At 40.3% G+C, this 20,710-nt stretch carries 24 protein-coding genes; 14 read left to right on the forward strand and 10 right to left on the reverse strand.

Annotation, left to right across the window (positions count from 1 at the left end; genetic code table 11):
- Positions 1-28 precede the first annotated feature (28 nt).
- Positions 29-1,306 (forward strand): NAD(P)/FAD-dependent oxidoreductase, encoded by a 1,278-nt coding sequence (locus AC6JAD_RS12150; RefSeq protein WP_461303470.1) that lies wholly within the window; start codon positions 29-31, stop codon positions 1,304-1,306.
- 9 nt (positions 1,307-1,315) lie between these two features.
- Here the strand turns inward: AC6JAD_RS12150 and AC6JAD_RS12155 are convergent, their stop codons facing one another.
- From AC6JAD_RS12155 to AC6JAD_RS12165, 3 genes are read right to left on the reverse strand one after another with little or no spacing between them, the layout of a single operon-like run.
- Entirely contained in the window at positions 1,316-1,660 is a 345-nt protein-coding gene (locus tag AC6JAD_RS12155) for a hypothetical protein (protein WP_461303471.1), read from the reverse strand.
- Between the two features lie 33 nt (positions 1,661-1,693).
- A complete protein-coding gene (locus tag AC6JAD_RS12160; protein ID WP_461303472.1) occupies positions 1,694-2,794 on the reverse strand; it encodes an adenylate/guanylate cyclase domain-containing protein in 1,101 nt (366 codons plus the stop codon).
- 6 nt (positions 2,795-2,800) lie between these two features.
- Positions 2,801-3,397, reverse strand: coding sequence for a YdeI/OmpD-associated family protein (locus AC6JAD_RS12165; RefSeq protein WP_461303473.1), 597 nt, complete (start codon positions 3,395-3,397; stop codon positions 2,801-2,803).
- A gap of 142 nt (positions 3,398-3,539) precedes the next feature.
- Between AC6JAD_RS12165 and AC6JAD_RS12170 the strand changes: the two genes are divergently transcribed.
- From AC6JAD_RS12170 to AC6JAD_RS12210, 9 genes are all read left to right on the forward strand, one after another.
- On the forward strand, positions 3,540-5,714 hold the full coding sequence (locus AC6JAD_RS12170; protein ID WP_461303474.1) for a TonB-dependent receptor: 2,175 nt from the start codon (positions 3,540-3,542) through the stop codon (positions 5,712-5,714).
- A 101-nt stretch (positions 5,715-5,815) separates the two neighbouring features.
- On the forward strand, positions 5,816-6,229 hold the full coding sequence (locus tag AC6JAD_RS12175; RefSeq protein ID WP_461303475.1) for a DUF2141 domain-containing protein: 414 nt from the start codon (positions 5,816-5,818) through the stop codon (positions 6,227-6,229).
- 167 nt (positions 6,230-6,396) lie between these two features.
- On the forward strand, positions 6,397-7,029 hold the full coding sequence (locus tag AC6JAD_RS12180) for a hypothetical protein (protein ID WP_461303476.1): 633 nt from the start codon (positions 6,397-6,399) through the stop codon (positions 7,027-7,029).
- Positions 7,030-8,358, forward strand: coding sequence for a 2TM domain-containing protein (locus AC6JAD_RS12185; protein ID WP_461303477.1), 1,329 nt, complete (start codon positions 7,030-7,032; stop codon positions 8,356-8,358).
- A gap of 107 nt (positions 8,359-8,465) precedes the next feature.
- Positions 8,466-8,765 carry a 2TM domain-containing protein gene (locus AC6JAD_RS12190; RefSeq protein ID WP_461303478.1) on the forward strand — a complete coding sequence of 100 codons (300 nt, stop codon included), beginning with the start codon at positions 8,466-8,468 and terminating at the stop codon, positions 8,763-8,765.
- Between the two features lie 23 nt (positions 8,766-8,788).
- Positions 8,789-9,100: a 2TM domain-containing protein gene (locus tag AC6JAD_RS12195; protein WP_461303479.1), complete on the forward strand. Its 312-nt coding sequence runs from the start codon at positions 8,789-8,791 to the stop codon at positions 9,098-9,100.
- Positions 9,091-9,453, forward strand: coding sequence for a 2TM domain-containing protein (locus AC6JAD_RS12200; RefSeq protein WP_461303480.1), 363 nt, complete (start codon positions 9,091-9,093; stop codon positions 9,451-9,453). Before AC6JAD_RS12195 ends, AC6JAD_RS12200 begins: the two co-directional genes overlap by 10 nt.
- 11 nt (positions 9,454-9,464) lie before the next feature.
- A complete protein-coding gene (locus tag AC6JAD_RS12205; RefSeq protein WP_461303481.1) occupies positions 9,465-9,797 on the forward strand; it encodes a 2TM domain-containing protein in 333 nt (110 codons plus the stop codon).
- A gap of 30 nt (positions 9,798-9,827) precedes the next feature.
- A complete protein-coding gene (locus tag AC6JAD_RS12210; protein WP_461303482.1) occupies positions 9,828-10,583 on the forward strand; it encodes a LytR/AlgR family response regulator transcription factor in 756 nt (251 codons plus the stop codon).
- 9 nt (positions 10,584-10,592) lie between these two features.
- Here the strand turns inward: AC6JAD_RS12210 and AC6JAD_RS12215 are convergent, their stop codons facing one another.
- From AC6JAD_RS12215 to AC6JAD_RS12235, 5 genes are all read right to left on the reverse strand, one after another.
- Positions 10,593-10,832 (reverse strand): hypothetical protein, encoded by a 240-nt coding sequence (locus tag AC6JAD_RS12215; RefSeq protein WP_461303483.1) that lies wholly within the window; start codon positions 10,830-10,832, stop codon positions 10,593-10,595.
- Between the two features lie 170 nt (positions 10,833-11,002).
- On the reverse strand, positions 11,003-11,173 hold the full coding sequence (locus tag AC6JAD_RS12220; protein WP_461303484.1) for a hypothetical protein: 171 nt from the start codon (positions 11,171-11,173) through the stop codon (positions 11,003-11,005).
- Between the two features lie 14 nt (positions 11,174-11,187).
- Positions 11,188-11,730 carry a DUF6934 family protein gene (locus tag AC6JAD_RS12225; RefSeq protein WP_461303485.1) on the reverse strand — a complete coding sequence of 181 codons (543 nt, stop codon included), beginning with the start codon at positions 11,728-11,730 and terminating at the stop codon, positions 11,188-11,190.
- 88 nt (positions 11,731-11,818) lie between these two features.
- A complete protein-coding gene (locus AC6JAD_RS12230) occupies positions 11,819-12,289 on the reverse strand; it encodes a VOC family protein (RefSeq protein WP_461303486.1) in 471 nt (156 codons plus the stop codon).
- Positions 12,290-12,345: 56 nt separating this feature from the next.
- Entirely contained in the window at positions 12,346-13,533 is a 1,188-nt protein-coding gene (locus tag AC6JAD_RS12235; protein ID WP_461303487.1) for an LETM1-related biofilm-associated protein, read from the reverse strand.
- Positions 13,534-13,657: 124 nt separating this feature from the next.
- Here AC6JAD_RS12235 and AC6JAD_RS12240 point away from each other — a divergent pair, with 124 nt between their 5' ends.
- From AC6JAD_RS12240 to AC6JAD_RS12255, 4 genes are all read left to right on the forward strand, one after another.
- Positions 13,658-14,377: a DUF4331 family protein gene (locus tag AC6JAD_RS12240; RefSeq protein WP_497865524.1), complete on the forward strand. Its 720-nt coding sequence runs from the start codon at positions 13,658-13,660 to the stop codon at positions 14,375-14,377.
- Between the two features lie 18 nt (positions 14,378-14,395).
- The gene (locus tag AC6JAD_RS12245; RefSeq protein WP_461303489.1) at positions 14,396-15,100 is read left to right on the forward strand and encodes a DUF4331 family protein; all 705 of its coding nucleotides are present in this window, start codon (positions 14,396-14,398) and stop codon (positions 15,098-15,100) included.
- Positions 15,101-15,197: 97 nt separating this feature from the next.
- A complete protein-coding gene (locus AC6JAD_RS12250) occupies positions 15,198-16,484 on the forward strand; it encodes a tetratricopeptide repeat protein (protein WP_461303490.1) in 1,287 nt (428 codons plus the stop codon).
- Between the two features lie 90 nt (positions 16,485-16,574).
- Positions 16,575-19,217, forward strand: a complete 2,643-nt coding sequence (locus AC6JAD_RS12255) for a M36 family metallopeptidase (protein WP_461303491.1) — start codon at positions 16,575-16,577, stop codon at positions 19,215-19,217.
- On the opposite strand, the gene AC6JAD_RS12260 is transcribed toward AC6JAD_RS12255, so the two are convergent.
- Positions 19,207-20,004, reverse strand: a complete 798-nt coding sequence (locus AC6JAD_RS12260) for an anti-sigma factor (protein WP_461303492.1) — start codon at positions 20,002-20,004, stop codon at positions 19,207-19,209. The two genes, AC6JAD_RS12255 and AC6JAD_RS12260, sit on opposite strands and share 11 nt — an antisense overlap.
- A gap of 5 nt (positions 20,005-20,009) precedes the next feature.
- A complete protein-coding gene (locus tag AC6JAD_RS12265) occupies positions 20,010-20,543 on the reverse strand; it encodes an RNA polymerase sigma factor (protein WP_461303493.1) in 534 nt (177 codons plus the stop codon).
- Positions 20,544-20,710: the final 167 nt, after the last annotated feature.

Raw genomic sequence — 20,710 nt, forward strand, 5'->3', positions numbered from 1 at the left:
TTGTAATTTTGTAACACAACAGTCCTGTATGAATATTCCCGATATCTCCTTACCCCGAATTGTCGTAATTGGGGGAGGATTTGCTGGTATTTCGTTAATTAAGAATCTACGAAATACCAAAACCCAGATAGTTTTATTCGATAGGCATAACTATCATACGTTTCAACCGCTTTTATATCAAGTGTCTACGGCAGGTTTGGAGCCCGATTCTATTGCATACCCACTAAGGAAGATTTTTAGGAAACATACCAATTTCCACTTTAGGATGACAGAAGTTGAGTATGTTGACCTAAAAAAGAAAGAAGTGCAGACCTCCATTGGGAACTTGTCCTTTGATTATTTGGTTATGGCCACTGGGACACGTACCAATTTTTTCGGAAATAAAAGTATTGAAGCCCATAGTATGCCCATGAAGAGTGTTCCACAGGCATTGGACATACGCAGTTTGATCCTTCAGAATATTGAAAAAGCGGATATTTCCGAAAAGGACTCAGAGAAGAAAAGTCTGTTGAACTTCGTTATTGCGGGAGCAGGTCCCACAGGGGTTGAATTGGCCGGAGCCATCGCCGAATTTAGAAAGGGAATTCTTCAGAACGACTATCCATGGTTGAATAAGGAAGATATGGAAGTGCACTTAGTAGAAGGATCGGACAGGGTACTATCTCCCATGAGTTCTAAAGCATCTAGAAACGCTCAGCGATCATTGGAGAAGCTAGGCGTTCAAGTACACCTAAATACATTTGTAAAGGACTATGATGGCAAGACCGTACTTACACAAGACGGAAAATCCTTTGATACCAAAACGTTTATATGGGCAGCTGGAGTAACGGGGTCTCCTGTAGATGGAGTCGATGGTGATTCGCTGTTGCAACGCGCCAATAGGTATAAAGTAAATCGTTTTAATCAAGTGGATGGTTATGACTACTTATTTGCATTGGGCGATATTGCATATATGGAAACAGAAGCCTATCCTCATGGTCATCCTCAAGTAGCGCAGCCTGCCATACAACAGGGGAAACAGCTTGCCAAAAACCTTAAGGCCCAGTGGAAGGAGAAAAAAATGAAACCCTTTGTCTATTTCGATAAAGGAACTATGGCCACTATAGGGCGCAACAAGGCCGTATGCGATATAGGTAAACAGTCTTTCGGCGGTGCTTTCGCTTGGTTTTTATGGATGTTCGTACACCTTTGGTTCTTGGTGGGATTCCGAAATCGCGTGGTAACCTTTTTCAATTGGACGTATAATTACATTAATTACGATAGGGCAGCCCGTCTTATCATAAGACCGTTCAAAAGTAAAAAGTAATGGACTTTTTTATTGCCTAATCGTAACCGGGATGGGACTTCCATTAGAAACCCAACTTCCTCCAATCTCGTCGATGTTTACATCCAATTCGTCACTGGTGTCAATGCTCTTTAGATTCACTTTTACCTCGTCGTAAGTATCTACGCTTTTCAAGTTGACGTTTAGTTCGTCGTAAGTGTTAATGTCTACAATCCTTACATCGATGGTTTCAGTTACAGGAGCCAAATCATTTGCTTTTGTATTATTTTCTGAAGCATAGGCCTTGGGAATAATTTCTAAGTCTTTTGCCACATTAAAAGTTAGGCAAGCGGCAATAATAGTCAATAAGGTCTTGGTGTAAAGATCTGTTTTCATGTTGAAGTGTTTAGTTATGATAAAAATAGGACATCAATTTTCGTTCCGAAAGGTAACTAGTGCGACTTCCGAGGCTTTGCCCTTTAGGATTTGATTACCTAGGGGTTCGCGAACGATCCCTTCGGGGAGCTTGGGTAGCACATTTGAAAAATCTTCAGAGGATAGAATAGCAACTCCCAACTCGTTGCATTTTGCCTGTATGCGGGCAGCGGTATTTAGGACATCCCCGGAAAAAGCAATATCCCGTTTAATCTGCCCTAATTCACCCACCATAACCGACCCAAAATGGTATCCCACTTTAAATTCTGGAACCACTTGGTATCTCTCCCTATACTTACTGGCCTTTTTTGCAATTTGCGATTGCATCATGTAAAAACAGTTCAAGGCGTTTGCATTTTGTAATCCTTGCTTCATTTTCCATGTAATGACGACTTCGTCACCCACATATTGATAGATTTCACCTCTTGTTTGGACTACGGCAGGACCAATGTCCTTAAAGAAATCCTTTAGCAGATGAAAATACTTCTCTTCTCCCAAGGATTCTGCAATTCCCGTGGCATTTTTTATATCGGCGAACATAAAAATGCGTCGTTCCCTTTTGGGATGAAAATACTTTCCTTTCAAGTAATCTGGAAAGACTCCTGGCCCATATTTATCATTAATCATGAGTACAATTAATGTGAACAACACGATAACCAGCCAAATGATGTAGTACTTTTGGAAACGCCAGGTATCGAAGATAAAACCAGCTTCCTCCAGTACTTCGCCATCCCAAATAGGCAGATCGAAATTGATGCTGGCCATATACGCAGCACCTATGAGACTAATTAGTATGGAAGTTATGGTGTATATGATGACGATTAGCAACAATGCTTTCCAAAAGGCGTATTTTCGCAACCAGTACTCCATTAGGTTTACGGTAAGAAGACCTCCTATAAACCCTGCACTGACAGCCACTACCATATTGGCAGAAAAAGCAGATTTAAAATCGAAATTACTATCCAATGCTCCTGCAACTGATAATGTGATCACATCGTAAAAAAAGATGAGGTTGGCGATTATAACCCATGCAATCAGTATCCAGAATGCACGTTTGGCGTAGAAAAGAACTCTTCTGTTGCTTATTATTCCCATAGGGGTTTAGCAATTACGGTATTTGTCATTTAATCCAATTCCCTCCAATATCATAGGGGTTATTTTTTCCAGTCGGCTTAATTTAGTAGCCTCCCGTTTAGCGGCTCCTATATATTCTGCATATTCCCTTTGTTTTCCTGGGGTAAACTTTTCGAAGGCTGTTTTTAAGTCTTTGTTTTTCTCTAAAGCATCCTTTAATTCCGGTGGTATCGACACCTCTTTTTTACGTTCGGGTTTCACCTCTTTACCGGCCAAACAATTCTCGATGGCTTCTTGTACATACTCCAATAGGATATCGGTTTCAATCCTATCCCCTTTATCAAGTCTCCACTGTCGCAATGCCTTGGTTTTACCTTCCTGAGCGTTTACCAGTTTCTTTTTAAGGTCTTTTAAAAATACCCCTTGGTGAAACCAGATACCCAAATGGTTCTTAAAAGCGCCAATACCTACGATGTTTTTTCCATTTACGGTATAAATAGGCGCCCCCCATTTGAGTTCCTCTTTCATTTCAGTTTGGGCCATCAGCTCTCTAAGCTCATTAATTTCTTCGGTCCAATTTGGGTGTTTCGAAATGTATTCGTCGATACTTTTAGCGTATTCCATGGTGCTGTTATTTTCTGTAGGGAAGATACTATAATTTGTTTTTTTACAGTTCGGTCATAGAAATTTACAATTCAGTAGGATTCATTGGACTCATGTAACGTTTCTATTGCATTTTTGACCCATGAAACAAATACCACCAAAAATGAAACCCCTAAAAAAGGAAACGTTCCATTTAATTTTAATGCTATTGGTTGGCATGATTACCCTCACAGTAACCGGTCAATCTGAGATATCGGGAACAGTCCTTCAAAAAGATGGAACCCCAGTTCTTGGGGCAAACGTATACCTTGATGGTACGTACGATGGAGCCTCTACAGATGCTAGCGGAAACTTTTTATTTTCTACTGAAGAAACAGGGGTGCAAACCCTAGTCGTCTCCTATGTTACTTACGAAACCTTCATGATGGCTGCCGATGTAAGTCAGCTACAAAATGTATCGGTAACATTGAAAGAAGACGTAAATTCTTTGGATACTGTGGTCATTTCTGCAGGAACTTTTGAAGCAGGCGATAATAGCAAAGTCTCGGTGTTAAAGCCTTTAGATGTAGTCACCACCGCAAGTGCTTTGGGTGACTTTGTGGGTGCATTGCAAACATTGCCTGGAACCACTACGGTTGCGGAAGATGGTCGGTTGTTTGTTCGTGGAGGTGATGCAGGGGAAACCCAAATATTTATTGATGGGATCCGAGTGTTTACGCCCTATACTCCCACAACAAATAATATACCTACACGTGGTAGATATAGTCCATTTTTATTCGATGGCATCACATTTTCAACTGGAGGTTATTCGGCAGAATATGGACAGGCCTTGTCCTCTGTCTTGCTATTGAATACCATTGACGAGCCAGATCAAGAGAAAACCGATATAGCGGCCATGAGTGTAGGGGCAGGATTGGGGAATACCCAGAAATGGGAAAAAAGTTCCTTGAGCTTTAACGGTGCCTATATTAACCTAGCTCCATATATAGCGGCCTTTCCAGATAGAAATAATTGGGAGAAACCATTCGAGGCATTTTCTGGCGAAACGGTGTTCCGGAGGAAGTTCGATAAGGGATTGTTTAAGCTGTATGCTGCTTTTGATAGTTCGAATTTCGAATTGAACCAAGAAGATATCAATGTGCCCGAAGGTGTGGATTTCACCCTTAACAACAAGAATTTTTATACCAATGCCAGCTATAATGGCGAATTGGGAGCCGACTGGAAAATCCAAGGAGGAGGTAGTTTTACACATAGTAGAAACGATGTAGGCATTATAGATAATACCATTGAGAACACTGAAAACTCTGCTCACTTTAAATTGAAGTTGCGGAAACGCTTCAGCAACCGATTTAAATTAAATATGGGAGCCGAACAGTTCTTCACCGATTTTACTGAAGACTTCGATAATCCATTCGCTCAGGCACGGTACGGATTTAACAACAATATTACAGGAGTATTTACCGAGGGGGATATCATTTTTTCTAGGAAATTTGCAATGAAGTTAGGCGTAAGGGGAGAGTACAGTCATCTATTTGAAGATTTTACGGTATCTCCAAGGGCTTCCATCGCTTACAAAACAGGAAAGTCGAGTCAGGTGTCCTTGGCGTATGGTGATTTTTATCAACAGCCATTAAATGATATATTGAAATTTAATCAGGATTTAGAGGCGCAAAAGACGCAGCATTATATCCTTAACTATCAGTACTCTGCCAACAACCGTATATTTAGGGCCGAGGCCTACAGGAAAGAGTACAAGAGTTTAATTACCTATGATACACAGGATCCTATGTTCGATAGTAATTTTGGGAATGAAGGAGATGGTTTCGCACAAGGGATAGATATATTTTGGAGGGACAACAACTCTATTAAGAATGTAGATTATTGGATTAGTTATTCCTACCTGGACAGTGAGCGAAAATTTGCCAACTATCCGGAACGCGCCAGGCCTCCGTTTGCCAATGCACACAACCTTTCGGTAGTAGCCAAATGGTTTATTACCGATTGGAAAAGTCAGGTTGGGTTCAGTCATCAATTCGGTAGTGGCCGTAATTACACAAACCCTAATGTACCTGGATTTCTACAAGAACAAACCCGAAATTTTAATAGTACCAGTTTAAATTGGGCCTACCTTATTTCACAACAACAGATACTGTATGTCTCGGTAAATAACGTATTTGGATTCAATAACGTTAATGGATATCAGTATGCCAATGCACCAGATGCCAGTGGGAACTTTAACCGCAGGGCTTTATTACCTGCGGCAGATCAGTTCTTCTTCGTTGGATTCTTTATGACCATTAGCGAAGATGGAACCGATAATCAGTTAGATAATCTCTAAAATGACAGTTCGGTATCAATTTTCTACAGTTGGGTAGGATTGTTTTCAGATACTGCCCCTTTAAGCTGACTTTTGAATCATTAACGCAAACATCTATCAAAATGCAAACAGTTCTAACTTTTCTAGCCTTATTGATCGCCGGGTTGGTGGCACAGGCGCAAAACACCATAGAAGTTACCATAACCGAATTCAAAAATGATAAGGGAACGGTTCGGGTCGGACTTTATAACGACCAGGGAAAGTGGTTGGATGCCACCTATAAATCAGTGTCCTCCAAAATCGAAAACAAAGAAGCCATTGTGGTTTTTACAGATGTTCCAGATGGGGAATATGCGATTTCATGCTATCATGATAAAGATGATAACGGTGAATTGAACATGCTTATGGGTATGATTCCTTCAGAGCCCTATGGTTGCTCTAATGGTGCGAGGGGGTTCTTTGGCCCGCCAAAGTGGCAAGACGCTCATTTTGAGGTTAGTGACGCAGAGACGCGTAAGCTTGATATTAGACTATAAACCAATCAATACCTGAAACCATGCTGGGAATTATTTTACGATTATTGGGAAGACACAAATCCATTAAGCCATTGTTCGTCGGAAGTATTGCATTAATTCTTCTTGGAGTAGCGGCACAACTATTTTTATCTTAATTACTATATAAACACTAAATAACTTAAATTGTCATGATGAAAAAAATACTTCTAATCGCAATTGCCCTTTTATCAATAAATGCCTTTGGGCAGGGAAAATATGAAAAAGGGATGATGAAGGCCTTCGACCTATGGAAGAACGGCAACCAATGGGAAGCAGCCAATATGTTCGAACGAATCGCACAGGCTGAAGCCGACAATTGGCTACCTCCATTTTATGTAGCTCAAATAAATATCCTGTATAGTTTCAACGAAAAGGATGAGGAAAAACTTACGGCACAATTGAAAAAGGCCCAGGACTTCCTGAATGACGCCAAAGCTATTTCTAAGGATAATGCCGAAATCTTAGTGGCACAGGCACAATTGTATACTGCCTGGGTAGTATTCGATGGGCAGCGTTATGGTATGACCTATAGCCCGAAAATAGCTCAATTGTACGAAGAAGCGTATAAGATAGAACCGGGAAATCCAAGGGTTGCCTTTGGAAAAGTAGAATGGGACCTGGGTACGGCTCGATTCTTTGGCCAGGATACGAGCGAGTTTTGTGATGATTTAACAGCTGCCGTAGCCCTCTTCGAAACTTATGAGCCCAAGGGTGATTTCCATCCAAGGGGTGGTGGTGATTATGCCAAGCAATCGTTAGAACAAAATTGTAAAAAAGAGTAAATGAGATTCCTGAAAGAATTAGGCAGAGCTTTTTCGGTAGGTGTCCTCGTCTTTTTGGTGATAGGACTTATCCAATATTTGAATGGCAATGTGGTGACAGATAAGGAAAGGTTGTTGACTTACTTTGTCTACAGTCAGATGTATTCTATAGTACTCTATCTGGCCAATGTCTATTTCTTTCGGTTTATGTGGAAACGCTTTGGAACTAGAATATTTACGCTGAAAATATTCTGGAAAGGGTTCATTGGAGTTGCATTGGTAACTATCCTTGCCCTCGTATTTCTTAGGGTTCTAATAGAAATCGTAATAGAGGGGCAGTCCTTTCCAGACTTCATTGCACAACAAGGGTTCAACGATTATTACTCGTCCTTTGTTATTTCCATGATCATTACGATTATTTTTTATTCGGTCTCCTATTACCGCTACAAACAGGAACATAAGGTAAAGGAACAGAAAATCATTGCTAAGACGGCCTCTGCCCAATTCGATGCGTTAAAGAACCAATTGGACCCCCATTTTTTGTTCAATAGCCTTAATGTATTGACCAGTCTTATTGAAGAAAACCCCGAAGCAGCCACTAGATTTACGACCTCACTATCTAAGGTGTATCGATATGTTCTCGAGCAAAAGAACAAAGAATTGGTTACGGTAGACGAGGAGTTGAAGTTCGCCAAGATCTATATGTCGCTCATCAAGATGCGTTTTGAAGACAGTATTGTCTTTACCTTGCCTGAAAAAATAAGTAACCCAGAAGCGAAGGTGGTACCACTTTCGCTTCAGTTGTTACTGGAAAATGCAGTTAAGCACAATCAAGTTACCTCTTCCAAAAAGCTTCATATTTCGATTGTGGAAGAAAATGGAAATTTGGTGGTACGCAATAACATTCAGCCAAAGAAAGTAGTAAAGGAGAGTAGTGGTGTAGGCCTTCAGAATATTCGTCAACGTTATTTTCTTATTACAGATCGTCCCGTAGAGATTACACAGAACACCAAGGAATTTTCGGTTTCAATACCTTTATTGACCCGCAGCGTTTCAAGGGTTAAAGAATCACAGGAAACCTTCATTTCCGCAAAAAGATATGATAGGGCCAAGAAGAAAGTAGAGGAGCTTAAAGGCTTCTATATCCACTTTGCTATTTATCTAATCATGGTGCCCGTTTTTATTTATTTGAACTTCATTAGCACTTCCTTTCCCTGGGCCTTGTTCCCTATAATTGGTTGGGGTGCGGGAGTGGGAGGACATGCCATGGAGGTCTTTGGATACAATCCGCTTCTTGGTAAGAATTGGGAAGAACGGAAGATAAAGGAACTCATGAATAAGGATCGGTAAGCACAGCTTACAATTCATCCTAAATAAGCTACAGTTGAGTCCTTTTCATTGTTACGAAATGCCATTCTAGACTACTTTTATAGTGTATTATTAAAACACTATTTATTATGAAACTTTTAGAGAACAGTCAACAAGAGCGATACCTCCGGGCCAAGAAGCAGGTGGAAAAAATAAAAGGCTTTTATATGCATCTTGCCATTTACCTCATTTTTGTGTTTATCTTTATTTGGATAAACTTTAGGACTACTTCATTTCCTTGGGCATTGTTTCCCATAGTAGGTTGGGGACTTGGAATTTTAGGGCATGCGATCGATACGTACAGTATTAATCCGTTTCTAGGTAAAAACTGGGAGCAGAGAAAGATCAAGGAAATTATGGACAAAGAAGAATCTTCTTTGAAATGGTAGATTTAATTAAAAACAAATTCGTCATGGAATCTGATAATAGGGAGAACAAATACATTCGTGCAAAAGAACAGGTGGCAGAGATCAAGAAGTTCTACACCAGTCTAATGTTCTACGTGGTCTTTATTGGCTTTTTGGCCTATCTAAACTATTATACCAATAATTGGAGATATATGTGGTTTCTCTGGGCCGCCTTGGGCTGGGGAATAGGTTTGGTGTTTCAGGCTGCGAAGGCATTTAGATGGACCCCTTTTATGAATAAAGATTGGGAAGACAGGAAGATCAAGGAATTCATGGAAAAAGAAGAGGAACAGGAAAATACAAACCGATGGAGTTAATACAGGAAACCATGGAACCTAATTCTTACCAGAAATACGATCGCGCCAGAAAACGGGTAAAGGAGATAAAAGGCTTTTACAACCATATTTGGATTTTTGTCCTCATCAATATTGCCATTAACGTAGTTCGGTTCTTTGTCTTTCCCCGAATAGGATTTGTGCATGATGACCCAGGATTTAATGACTGGTTGAATTGGAATACGATCCTTATGCCTTTGTTATGGGGAATTGGATTGGCAATTCATGGCATTTGGGCATACCGGCATAAATTCAAATTCCTAAAAAATTGGGAAGAACGAAAGATCAAGGAATATATTGAAGAAGAGGAAGAAGAAACACAAAATTGGAAATAATACCTAAGGATATGGAATATTTCGACAAAGATAAATACGAACGCGCCAAGAAGCGCATGGAAGAGATTAAGGGATTCTATACACACTTAGTTGTGTATGTAGTTATTAATATAGGTCTAATTTTGGTGAATATTGGATTATTTACCAAAGGTTGGATGGGCATTGAGTTTCCTGGTTTTGCCATATTCTCGACACCTTTTTTCTGGGGAATTGGTTTAGTTGCACATGGTCTCTATGTGTTCCAGCATAAATTTACTTTTTTCAAACAATGGGAAGAACGGAAAATGAAGGAATACATGGAACAAGAGGAAGAAGAGTATAAAAAAACCTCCCGTTGGGACTAACACACGTATTGAGCAATTAACAGTATACCCATGAATGTAATTATTATAGAAGACGAAAAGCCCTCTGCACGTAGATTGCAGCGAATGTTAGATCGCCAAAATGTAAATGTAGATACTATGTTGCACAGTGTCGGGGAGTCGGTAGAATGGTTTGCGAACAACCCACATCCAGATCTTATCTTTTTGGATATTCAATTAAGTGACGGCTTGTCTTTTGAAATTTTTGATGAGGTGGAAGTGAGTAGCGCCATTATTTTTACTACTGCTTTCGATGAATATGCCCTTCAGGCGTTTAAATTGAATAGTATAGACTATTTGTTGAAGCCTATAGATGAGGAAGAATTAGAGGCAGCCGTGAAGAAGTACAAGGCCCGAGCACCGCAACAGCAGAACGTACAGCTAAATTTTGATGATATTAAGAAGCTGCTCACCAATCCTGTGGAACGTGATTACAAAAAACGATTTACCACCAAGATCGGACAGCATATTAAGATGATCCCCGTAGATGAAATTGAGTGTTTTTATTCCGAAAACAAAGGAACCTATGCCCATACCATAGAGGGTAGGGACTATCTTTTGGATACCACCTTGGAAAACCTGGAAGGGGAGATATCACCGGAGGTTTTCTTCCGAATAAACCGCAAGTTTTATGTAAACATCAATGCTATAAGGGATATTATTAGTTATACCAATAGCAGGTTGCAACTAAAGCTGAATTCGTATAAAGAACAGGAAGTCATTGTGGCTAGGGAGCGGGTAAAGGATTTTAAGTTGTGGTTGGAGTAATGAATTTGATTATGGCCATTGGAGGCCATGAATGAGTTGAATAATAATTAATGTACAGGCAAGGGTTAGCATTAATAACCCGTTAATTTTCTTCTTCCGAATATTCCATATTCCAAGTAGCATGAGCAGCACAAACAATATTCCGTAGGTTAGCATAATAGAACTGTACAATTCTGGAGATTTGTAGTAATAGGGAGCTGGGCCTTCTCCTCCAAAGGGATATGACGATTTTTTTTGCTTTATTGCCACAATATAAAATTCGGATAATCCTACCAAAGAAATGACTCCACATATTGGTATCGTAAGTATATTTAGGAATTTGGATAAACTGGAATGCACTGTAAAAAATAATATTATTTTAAATAAAAAACGCAAGCCATAAGACCTGCGTTTTTTTTATAGTGTTATAATAAATAGTTCTAAATAGGAAGGGACTTAAGGTGACGCAAAGACTTTTTTGCTAGGTCTACCTTTTCTGGAAACAGCTCTTTTCCCTTGATGTCTTTGGCCACAGCGGAGATGCGCTCCTTTGTCGCATTCGACATGGAGATCACCTTTTTGGCCTTCAATAACTGTTTTTTACGTTTCATACTACAAAATTAGGTTATTTTTTCTGAAATATCAAAATACCAATATATTCATTTCCAGGTACATATTGTACAAAATCCGGAAAATCACCGTTGCTTAGCCCAAAGAACACGTATTCCTTACTCAATTCAACGAAATGCTTGTTTACATAGTATCTATATGTCCTAATTCTTCGGTTAAAGTTACGGCAGCTCACATCACAATTCTTGGTGCAATTGGGTTCGCATAAGGCTTTAAAGTCTTCGGCACTGTCACTTCCCTGTATCCAAATTGCTGCATTCTTGTTTTCCTGAAAGAACTTGGGTACCGTATTCAGTACCGTGCTAAATACCTTCCACATATCTCCATTATTGCTATTAACATCATCAAGAAATGTACCGGCATCCTCATCATAATCACCAAAGCCCAAATTATAAATGGTCCTACCATCACGGCGGGCCACAGGAGTGTATTCTATTACTTTAATTATGGAACGATCGCCATTGCTCTCGAACAAGTACTGTACTTTTTTGTTCCGGGTATTGAGAGGCTCCGTTTTATAAGCAGGAATGTTATTCAATTTCGTAGGTTTTTAAGGTACAAACAATCTAGGGGAGCGTACCTGCAAGGTACCAACTTTCAGTAAATCTTTATAAGAAGAAACCTTTTTATTTTTCGAATAATTGAATTCTATTTCCATCGGGATCCTTAACGATCACCATGCGTTTTTCAGAAACAGGATCGGTCACCACCCGACCGTGAATGTCGGCCTTTTTAGTCTCTAAGCGAACCAACCAGGCATCGAAGCCAGAAACCTTCACCCCAAATTTAAAAAAACCACTAACTCGGCTTCCTTTTGGGTGATCTGTCAGCAAAGCTTCGGGTGTTATGGTTCCTTTAATTTCAATAAGTTCTATATGGACACTACCGTGTACTAAGTTTTTTTGTTGAAAACCCCTTTCCATATTTCGAGTTTCATTTAGGATCTGAAACCCCAAAACCTCTTGGTACCATGTAGCTGCAACTTCCATGTCGGTGACAATTATAGCAGAAAACGAGGCTTCGGGAGAAGGGAGGTTCTCTTGGGCATTACTAACAAATGCCATGTGCAATAGGAGTAGGGTAATAAAGATTCGCATGGTATAATTTCTTAGGGTAAGGTACCTAATTTTTAAGTTAAGAAATGTTAATGCGATTATTCCTTTTTAACCCGGTTTTCGTGAAATGCCGAAGGTAGTAGCTTAGGAATGAGTTTAACAAACAAGGGAAGTAAAATCGCGCCACCAGGAAGCATGAATATTGCCAAGGAAGGGATGCTCTTAAATATATCCAATAATTGTTCCTTCATTTTCTTTTTCTCTTCTTTGGTAAGATCCCTTTGTGTAGACTGGGTAAGCAAAACCAATAGCTCGCCACTTTCGTTCAGCTCCCTTAACAACCGGTTTTTGTTTCTTAAAATTAGGCGTTTAACGGTTTCGGTAGACTGTTTATAAAGCTGTTTTACAGGATGAGTGTACTCAAACAACTTAATTTTCTCGGCATTTTGTTCGGAGAAGCTCCATAGCGATTTTAAACAATCATCTAATTGGTTCCCAGTATGCCCCAAATTTGTATTCAACTTCCTTAGAAAGGCCAATTCACTGGAGTCCATTTTTCGGTCGTCCCAAACGGCTAGGCAGCATATATCCAATAGAAACAATTTCTCCAACTCCTGAAGCGATTTGGATGTCGTGGGTGCCTCAGATGGCAATCCATCCAAAAACTGTGAAGAAGAAGTAACCATCTCTATAACCAAAAGATCGTATTTGTTTTTTTTGTCTTTGGCCTGTAATGCTAATAGGCTATATTCCAAAATGGTATACTCTATGGCTTCCAGATAAACTTTTAGCCCTTTGGGTTCCTCAAGGTAATGGGAATATCCTAGGACATCAACATACAACAATGCATACGTTAGAAGGGTCGCGGCATCTGTTTTTAGCAAGGTATTGCTTTCCTGGAGCCGAGCAGAAAGTATCTTCTCTAAGTTTTCCGAAGGACTCTGAGAGAAGGTTAGGCGCTGCAACCATTTTTGCTTGCCTCTTTCAATATTTCTGTAAAAAGAGATTATGGAGTGTATCGCCGTTTCGTAATCGTCTTCAGGATGTTTCGAAAAGTAAGAAAACAATAGGGCATGAAACAAATTGATTTTGGAATACTCTTCCTTGGTCAATTTAAGGTGACTCACAGGTTCTTCGAGCAACGCCGTTACAGATACCCCATAAATAAACCCAACATTTTTTAGGCCCCCATAAAATACCGAAGGAGAAGTAAAGTTATCCATTAAACGGGTTTTGGGAAACTCGTTAATAAATTTATGGATCCAACCTGTAGATGAGGGGTTCATTTTTTACTTTTGCTGAATAAGGAAGAAAATTTTCGTTAACAAAAAATTAACATTATTCCCAAAACCATAGCCATACTTTCGTACGTACATAGTGGAAAGTAAAATTAACCATTATAACATTCTAATGATGAAAAAAACAAAAATTTTTGCAGCCCTAGGTGGTTTGGCCCTTGCCGGGGTTTCTATCTTCTTAATTGCTGCGGATCACATCGACTCTCCGTCGGTAGCGAACACTACTGTGGATATAGCCGATCTTTATGCGTTTGAAGGAAACAATCCTGACAATACAGTTTTCGTGGCTACTTTACAAGGGCCGCTGAATCCAGGAGGCGTTACCGAGAATGCTACTTTCGATGAGGATGTATTGATTGAATTCAATATTGACAATACGGGAGACTTTATCGAAGACTTGGTGATTCAGGCTATTAAAAGGGCAGACACTATGTATTTCTTTGGCCCTGCAGCCGTAGACATGGCAGATGCTGGCGCCACTAGCGATATCTATTCGGATCAGTTGGCCGGGCAGGTACAAATCTCAGGGGTAGAGGAAACTATTACGGCCTCAAATAACGGCATGAATTTCTTTGCTGGCCCCAGGCGGGATTATTTTTATTTCGATTTCAATAGGTTTAATGACGTGATCGCCGGAAACGTTGCTCCAGAAGGTTTCTTGCCGCCAGGACAGGCAGAGGATTTCTTCGAGGAACTCAACGTGCTTTCCATTGTGGTGGAGGTTCCCAATAGTATGCTAGGAACGGCTCCAGCCCACGTAGGTGGCGCAGTTGGAATTAATGGATTGCCCAACGCATATAACGTATGGGTGTCGGCGAAAAGAAAACAATAACCTAATAAAATGAAAGTAATGAAACGATTCAATATAAAATTTGCAATACTTGCACTTTGTACCTCCTTCCTTTTTGTACAATGTGCGGACGACGACGATAACGGAAATGTGATAGAACAAATAACCTGCGATGATGGATTACAGAATGGGGATGAAGAAGGAGTAGACTGCGGAGGAACTGCCTGTGCACCCTGTATAGGAAATGTGGACTTCAGTGGAACTTATGCACAAGTGGACATCATGGGCCGCCCTGGAGTAAATACGGTATTCAGTGGTAGTAGTGAGGTGAAGAATAATTTTAATACCTCATTGGTTACCGAAAGGGAGAGCTTTCAAGCTACATTCGAAACTACTTTAGAATTATACCACGACGTCTATGCCATTTCACTGGGAATTCCAGTAGAAGACTTAGATTATGAAACAAATATTCTAGGATTGGATGCGCCTACCTTTACCACAGTATTGGCACAATTTGATGCCCTGCAAGTGGCACCAAATGCACCTACAACTTATTTTGATGGCACCAATGTGCTTACGGGCAGAAATTTGGGTGATGATGTAATCGATATTTCCTTAACCCTTATGTTCGGGGGAACTTCAGGAGCACGTTTTGATGGTAATAATGGAACCCCACAACTAACTAGCGATGGTGTAGGTGTTGGGGACAGGGATCTTACCCTTGCATTCCCTTACATGGAAACTGCAGTATTGGCTACAGACTAAAAAAACAACATGGGAAAAGGGCAGCGAACGTTTGCCCTTTTCTTTTCACTTATTTCAAGAAAGGACAGGATTGTTCTTTCTGGCAAAACATAGTTAGATGAAAAAGTACACTATCCTTTTATTGGGGCTTGTCGTCTTGTTCTCATGCGAAAACGATAATAAGGAGACATTCTCCACGAATCCAGAAGATTACAACAAATATTTATCAACCACTCATAATGAAACCTATTATGAGGCCTTGGCTCAAAGGGATTTTTGGTCCAAAAGAATGCGGCCGGACAGCAGTGGGGTGGGAGAATTAGCTCCGCTAGCAGGGGCATATGAACTGTTATTTGAAACTACCGGCAAGACGAATTATCTATACGCTGCCGAAAAACTGTATCGTAAGGGTATGGATGTTTCAGCAAACGACAAAGATGCTTTTGCAAGGGGATTGGCACACAATTTAATTTCCCAACATCGTTTTAAAGAGGCATACGAACTCTTGCAGGAAACGTTGCAAGGACTTTCGAACAAGCACCAAACAAGGCTCATGTTGTTTGATGCCGCCATGGAGGTCGGTGATTATGAGAAGGCCTACGAATATCTTAATTCGGTCAAGAACCTAAGTGACTATAACTATCTTATTCGACTATCTAAATGGAATGATTATAGAGGAGATCTAGACAACGCCATCGCCTTTATGGAAGAAGCAAAAAATGTAGCAGAATCAAGGAACAGTAAACCCTTAAAGATTTGGACCTATAGCAATTTGGGAGATTACTACGGCCATGCGGGTAGGATTAAGGATGCGTATAGCCACTATTTAAAAACATTGGAGCTTCAACCCGATAACGACTATGTTAAAAAAGGGCTAGCTTGGATTACCTATGCTCATGACGGAAACACTAAAGAGGCTCATAGGATTTTAGATTCAATTATACCTGGTCATAATATTCCAGATTATCAATTGTTTAAATCCGAGTTATACGGCGTCGATAATGATGGTATCGCCTCAGAGCTTTATAAGAATAACTTTTTGACTTCAATTGCGAACGGTAATTATGGTAGTATGTATAATGCATATTCCATAGAACTGCTAGTGGATTCCCAACCCGAAAGAGCTTTAAAACTAGCTATGGAAGAAGTGGGCAATAGACCTACACCAGAGGCATATCATCTTCTTGCGCTTGCTGAATTGAAGAATGGAAAACCAGAAAAGGCCCTACAAACCATAGAGGAATATGTGGTGGGTAAAACATATGAGCCTATGGCAGCCTATCATTGCGCCTTGATATACCAAGCTAATGGGAAGAATGAGCAGCTGAAAGAATTGAAGAAGGAATTGTTGGGGGCAGAATTTGAATTGGGCCCTGCGCTTATCCAGGAAATAAGAGCACTTTAGGCCAAATGATATACCATTATTTTATGAATTAAGACCTTGGTTATTAGTATAGTGCCAATTTATCCAATACATTTAGGGTAAAACAACAACATGGCACCATCAAAAAAACTGGCTTTACTGCTACTACCCCTGATTGGATTTACCTCATTCTCGTTAGCTCAAGATGCGAAAGGCCTTGTCATTCAGCAAGTGCAACAAGTAGGCTTGAATGTGAACCCAAATGAAGTTGTGGTCACAAGGGATGTGGTTAGTAAAGTTAGTGGTGTGAGGCATATTTATTACCAACAGGTCATTCTTGATATTCCAGTTTTACAAACCGAATCCAGCCTGCATGTTGCGAAAAACGGCGATGTACTGAAAAGCCAAAATCGATTTATTGTGGAGGCCAAGAATCGTATATCCGGATTGTCGAATGGTCTTTTGGAGCCTGAAGATGCCCTAAATGGAATCTTGAAGGGTATAGGGTTCAGTAATTTGGGTGCTCACAAAAGAATGGATCAAACCTCCGAAGATCGCAACGAAGTTCATTTCTCGCATGGAGGCATTTTTGAAAGGGATATACAAATGTTTATGCGATTCGTGCCTTGGAAAGAAAATATTGTTCCTATTTGGCAGGCCTATGTATTTGAAAAGGATTATGCCCATTTTTGGGAAATATGGTACCATGCCACCGAAGGGAAACTGCTGAAAAAGGAAGATCAGATTAGTTTCTGTGATATTTCTCATTGCGCTGGTACCTCCAATTTAAACAGCAATCCATTTGAATTACCGGATATTCATACAGAGAACAATGAAAGTGTGGGTTCGTGTGAGAATTGCTATGAAGTGTTCGAGTTGCCGGTGGAAAACCCTTTTTATGGAAGTAGAACTGCGGCCGAAAACCCACATGATCCAATTGCCTCTCCATTTGGATGGCATGATCTTGATGGAATTCCGGGAGATGAGACACAGGTTACATGGGGAAACAATGTATTTTCAATAGAAGCAGATGATAATTATGGTTACCAGCCGTCTGGTGGTAGCAATCTCGATTTTAGTGGATTCCCTTTTAGTACGACATTTTCTGAAGAAGACCAATTTGAAGATGCTGCCGTTACGAATGTATTTTATACATGTAACATGACTCACGACATACTATATAGGTATGGCTTCGATGAGCCCTCCGGCAATTTCCAGTTCGACAATTATGGAAATGGGGGTGTAGGGGAGGATCCAGTTATTACTCATGTGCAGAGTAATATAAGACCTTGTAATGCATTCATGGTGACACCTTTGGAAGGATCGAGTCCAACTTTGGTGATAAGTACGTGCAACAGTCGTGATGGTAGTTACGATAATTTGGTACTTGTACATGAATATGCCCATGGGTTGACTAATAGAATGACTTTTGGAAACGGCAATCTGAATCACGAGGAAAGCCCTTCTGAAGGTTGGAGTGATTGGTTTGGCATGATGCTCACTATGCAGGAAGGCGATACAGCCCTCACTCGAAGAACCATTGCAAATTACCTAAGGGATCAATCGCCAACAGGGCCTGGAGTTCGGGAATATCCTTATACAATGGATTTAGATGAAAACCCATTAACTTTTGAATACCTTGAAGAAGGGATGACATCGCATATGGTAGGGAACATTTGGGCTACCATATTATGGGAACTAACTTGGAAATTGATTGATACCTATGGATTCGATAATGAAGTTTCCAATTTTACTGGAGATGTAAATCAAGATGCGGGTAATATAATGGCGTTGGCTATCGTGATTGAAGGTTTGCGTTATACAACGGCAATAACAGGTTTTGTTGAAGCCAGAGATGGTATTTTAATTGCAGCAGAGACCATATATGGACTGGAGATGCAGTGTTTGGTATGGGAGGCTTTTACGGCTAGGGGACTAGGAGTATTCGCAGAATCTGGCAATCCTTTTGAACTTGGGGACGAATCCCCTTCGTATGACTTCTCGCAATTGGAACCTCGTTTCGATCTTGCCCTTGAAGGCCTATGCAACACTTCCGAAAAACTAATAATGCTCTCTGGTGGACACCCACGCGGAGGGGAATACTTTGGTCCAGGGGTTGTAGACGTTGGTAATGGGACGAATTTTTCGTTCGATCCAACTATAGCAGGGCCAGGGAATCACGAAATTACTTATTATATGCAAGAAACCCCTTGTTTTGAGGCTGCTCAAATTTCTATAGAAGTTCAGGTTTCTGAAGATACCGAACCTCCAATTGTCAGCTGCATACATGAGGATGAGACCATTACCTATCCTTCTGGAGAGGCGTATGAAATACCAAATTACTTGTTCAATGTGTATATGCTGGATGAATGTTCAGGGACACAATTCGCAAATGTTAGCCAATCACCCGTTGCGGGGACAATGGTAACAGAGGGTGAAGTGCAGGTAACTTTGGCAGTAGAAGATTTGGCAGGAAATACTTCCTACTGCAACTTCTTACTTACGCTGGAAGAGGGCCCCAACCTCAATGGAAGGGATTTAGCCGTATCACCAGTGCCCGCTATAAACTCCATTTCTTTGGGAAATCCCTTTAAGTATCGCATACGGCAATACGAATTATGGGATTTTGCCGGTAGGAGGATTATTTTCGGAGCACCAGATAACAGAGAGCAATATATTAACATTCCCATAGATAATATTGCGTCCGGTATCTACTTTCTGAAAGTAGGATATCAATTAGATGCTACCGTTACTTTTAGGATTGTTAAGGAGTAGGTGTTACAGTACCAAGGGTGTACAACTGATCTAGAGTTGGGCTTTCACTTCCACCTGCTGGTTCTAGGGTAATTCCAAAAGCTTCCGGTGTTGGGATATTTTCTACCTTAAAGAATTTGCTGTCCGAACCTTCGAAATCGGAAAGTAAACCAATACTGCTCGGAGTCAACGGTTCCATTTTTAATGACCAGACCTGATAGACCTTACCTTTTGGGGGTGTAGGCAATCCTTGAGCATCAATGTAAGCCACATTCTCCACTTCATTATAATAGACAGTGGCAAAAGCCTCTGGCGAAACCGCGGTGTTACCTGGAAGTTCGATCGCATTAAAATCCCGTGATCGGACCACTTCCAATAGTTTAGACGTTTCTGCCAGCTCTATACCTTTAAGCTCTATTTCTTCTTTTAGGACAATATTTTGGGTATTGCTATTGCGTAATTGTTCTTTGAGTTCGTTGTTGTTAACCATCATCCAGAATAGACCCAAGAAGCAGAGAATTGCTGCGGCCCATCCAGTTAGGAGAGTCCAATTTCGCTTGGGTTTATGTGCAGATAAGCTTCTAACATTGCTAATCCTGTCTTGGACATTTGTCCATGTGTTTCCGGTAAGTTCACCACCAGCCGCTTCAGACAACTTCATCAGTGACTTTTCAATGGATTCAATTTCAGAAATAAGATCTGGGTAGCGGGCAATAGCCTTCTCGACCAAGATGATATCCTCTTGGGGAAGGGAACCGGTTACATAAAGTTCCAATAATCCAGATGCTATGATTTCCTCTCTATTCATTATTGTTATTCCAGCATGGTATTGCGCAATTCATTAATACAGTTTCGTGCCCTTGTTTTAACAGTTCCCAGGGGACTATCCAATTCTTTCGCAGCTTCCGCTTGTGTAAATCCCCTAAAGTATAACAAGTCTATTATTTGTATACAAATTGGTTTAAGGGATTCCACAAAGGTCCTCAATCCTAGGGCATCCATTTTTTTAGATAAGTTATCATGTCCTGCAACTATATCTACGAAATTTTCCGTGTTTAGGTTTTTGTTACTATTCTTAAAATCCTTGGATCTTGTCCTATCAATTGCAGCATTTCGTGCAATGTTTAAAAGCCAAGTATAAAAACGACCTTTGCCAATAGTATAGGACTTGGAGTTGTTCCAAACTTTTATAAACACATCCTGCAATGTTTCTTCGGTAAGTTCTTTATCCTTAAGGATCACATAAATCACTCCATGAATCGCACCCGAATACATCTCATAGATGGAGGAGAACGCTTTTTCACTTCCGCGTTGCATCTCTTCAATTAAAGAATCAGGTTGGGTCATGGATTCGGTTACTTTGGAAAGTACAAGATAGTTAAAAATTGTACTTTATGATTTATGGTAGAATCATATTTCTATTTAGATAAGTTAACTACTTGTTCTTTCGAATTCTTCTGTCTGTCAAATCCCTGATTACAAACCTAAAGGGTTTACGGACTGAATCAAATTAT

The sequence above is a fragment of the Aureisphaera sp. genome (assembly GCF_059726885.1).

What these genes read in the sequence shown, in the direction of transcription:
- AC6JAD_RS12150 (WP_461303470.1), top strand. Translation starts at nt 29, where the DNA reads ATGAATATTCCCGATATCTCCTTACCCCGAATTGTCGTAATTGGGGGA.
- AC6JAD_RS12155 (WP_461303471.1), bottom strand. Translation starts at nt 1,660, where the DNA reads ATGAAAACAGATCTTTACACCAAGACCTTATTGACTATTATTGCCGCT.
- AC6JAD_RS12160 (WP_461303472.1), bottom strand. Translation starts at nt 2,794, where the DNA reads ATGGGAATAATAAGCAACAGAAGAGTTCTTTTCTACGCCAAACGTGCA.
- AC6JAD_RS12165 (WP_461303473.1), bottom strand. Translation starts at nt 3,397, where the DNA reads ATGGAATACGCTAAAAGTATCGACGAATACATTTCGAAACACCCAAAT.
- AC6JAD_RS12170 (WP_461303474.1), top strand. Translation starts at nt 3,540, where the DNA reads ATGAAACCCCTAAAAAAGGAAACGTTCCATTTAATTTTAATGCTATTG.
- AC6JAD_RS12175 (WP_461303475.1), top strand. Translation starts at nt 5,816, where the DNA reads ATGCAAACAGTTCTAACTTTTCTAGCCTTATTGATCGCCGGGTTGGTG.
- AC6JAD_RS12180 (WP_461303476.1), top strand. Translation starts at nt 6,397, where the DNA reads ATGATGAAAAAAATACTTCTAATCGCAATTGCCCTTTTATCAATAAAT.
- AC6JAD_RS12185 (WP_461303477.1), top strand. Translation starts at nt 7,030, where the DNA reads ATGAGATTCCTGAAAGAATTAGGCAGAGCTTTTTCGGTAGGTGTCCTC.
- AC6JAD_RS12190 (WP_461303478.1), top strand. Translation starts at nt 8,466, where the DNA reads ATGAAACTTTTAGAGAACAGTCAACAAGAGCGATACCTCCGGGCCAAG.
- AC6JAD_RS12195 (WP_461303479.1), top strand. Translation starts at nt 8,789, where the DNA reads ATGGAATCTGATAATAGGGAGAACAAATACATTCGTGCAAAAGAACAG.
- AC6JAD_RS12200 (WP_461303480.1), top strand. Translation starts at nt 9,091, where the DNA reads ATGGAGTTAATACAGGAAACCATGGAACCTAATTCTTACCAGAAATAC.
- AC6JAD_RS12205 (WP_461303481.1), top strand. Translation starts at nt 9,465, where the DNA reads ATGGAATATTTCGACAAAGATAAATACGAACGCGCCAAGAAGCGCATG.
- AC6JAD_RS12210 (WP_461303482.1), top strand. Translation starts at nt 9,828, where the DNA reads ATGAATGTAATTATTATAGAAGACGAAAAGCCCTCTGCACGTAGATTG.
- AC6JAD_RS12220 (WP_461303484.1), bottom strand. Translation starts at nt 11,173, where the DNA reads ATGAAACGTAAAAAACAGTTATTGAAGGCCAAAAAGGTGATCTCCATG.
- AC6JAD_RS12230 (WP_461303486.1), bottom strand. Translation starts at nt 12,289, where the DNA reads ATGCGAATCTTTATTACCCTACTCCTATTGCACATGGCATTTGTTAGT.
- AC6JAD_RS12235 (WP_461303487.1), bottom strand. Translation starts at nt 13,533, where the DNA reads ATGAACCCCTCATCTACAGGTTGGATCCATAAATTTATTAACGAGTTT.
- AC6JAD_RS12240 (WP_497865524.1), top strand. Translation starts at nt 13,658, where the DNA reads ATGATGAAAAAAACAAAAATTTTTGCAGCCCTAGGTGGTTTGGCCCTT.
- AC6JAD_RS12245 (WP_461303489.1), top strand. Translation starts at nt 14,396, where the DNA reads ATGAAACGATTCAATATAAAATTTGCAATACTTGCACTTTGTACCTCC.
- AC6JAD_RS12250 (WP_461303490.1), top strand. Translation starts at nt 15,198, where the DNA reads ATGAAAAAGTACACTATCCTTTTATTGGGGCTTGTCGTCTTGTTCTCA.
- AC6JAD_RS12255 (WP_461303491.1), top strand. Translation starts at nt 16,575, where the DNA reads ATGGCACCATCAAAAAAACTGGCTTTACTGCTACTACCCCTGATTGGA.
- AC6JAD_RS12260 (WP_461303492.1), bottom strand. Translation starts at nt 20,004, where the DNA reads ATGAATAGAGAGGAAATCATAGCATCTGGATTATTGGAACTTTATGTA.
- AC6JAD_RS12265 (WP_461303493.1), bottom strand. Translation starts at nt 20,543, where the DNA reads ATGACCCAACCTGATTCTTTAATTGAAGAGATGCAACGCGGAAGTGAA.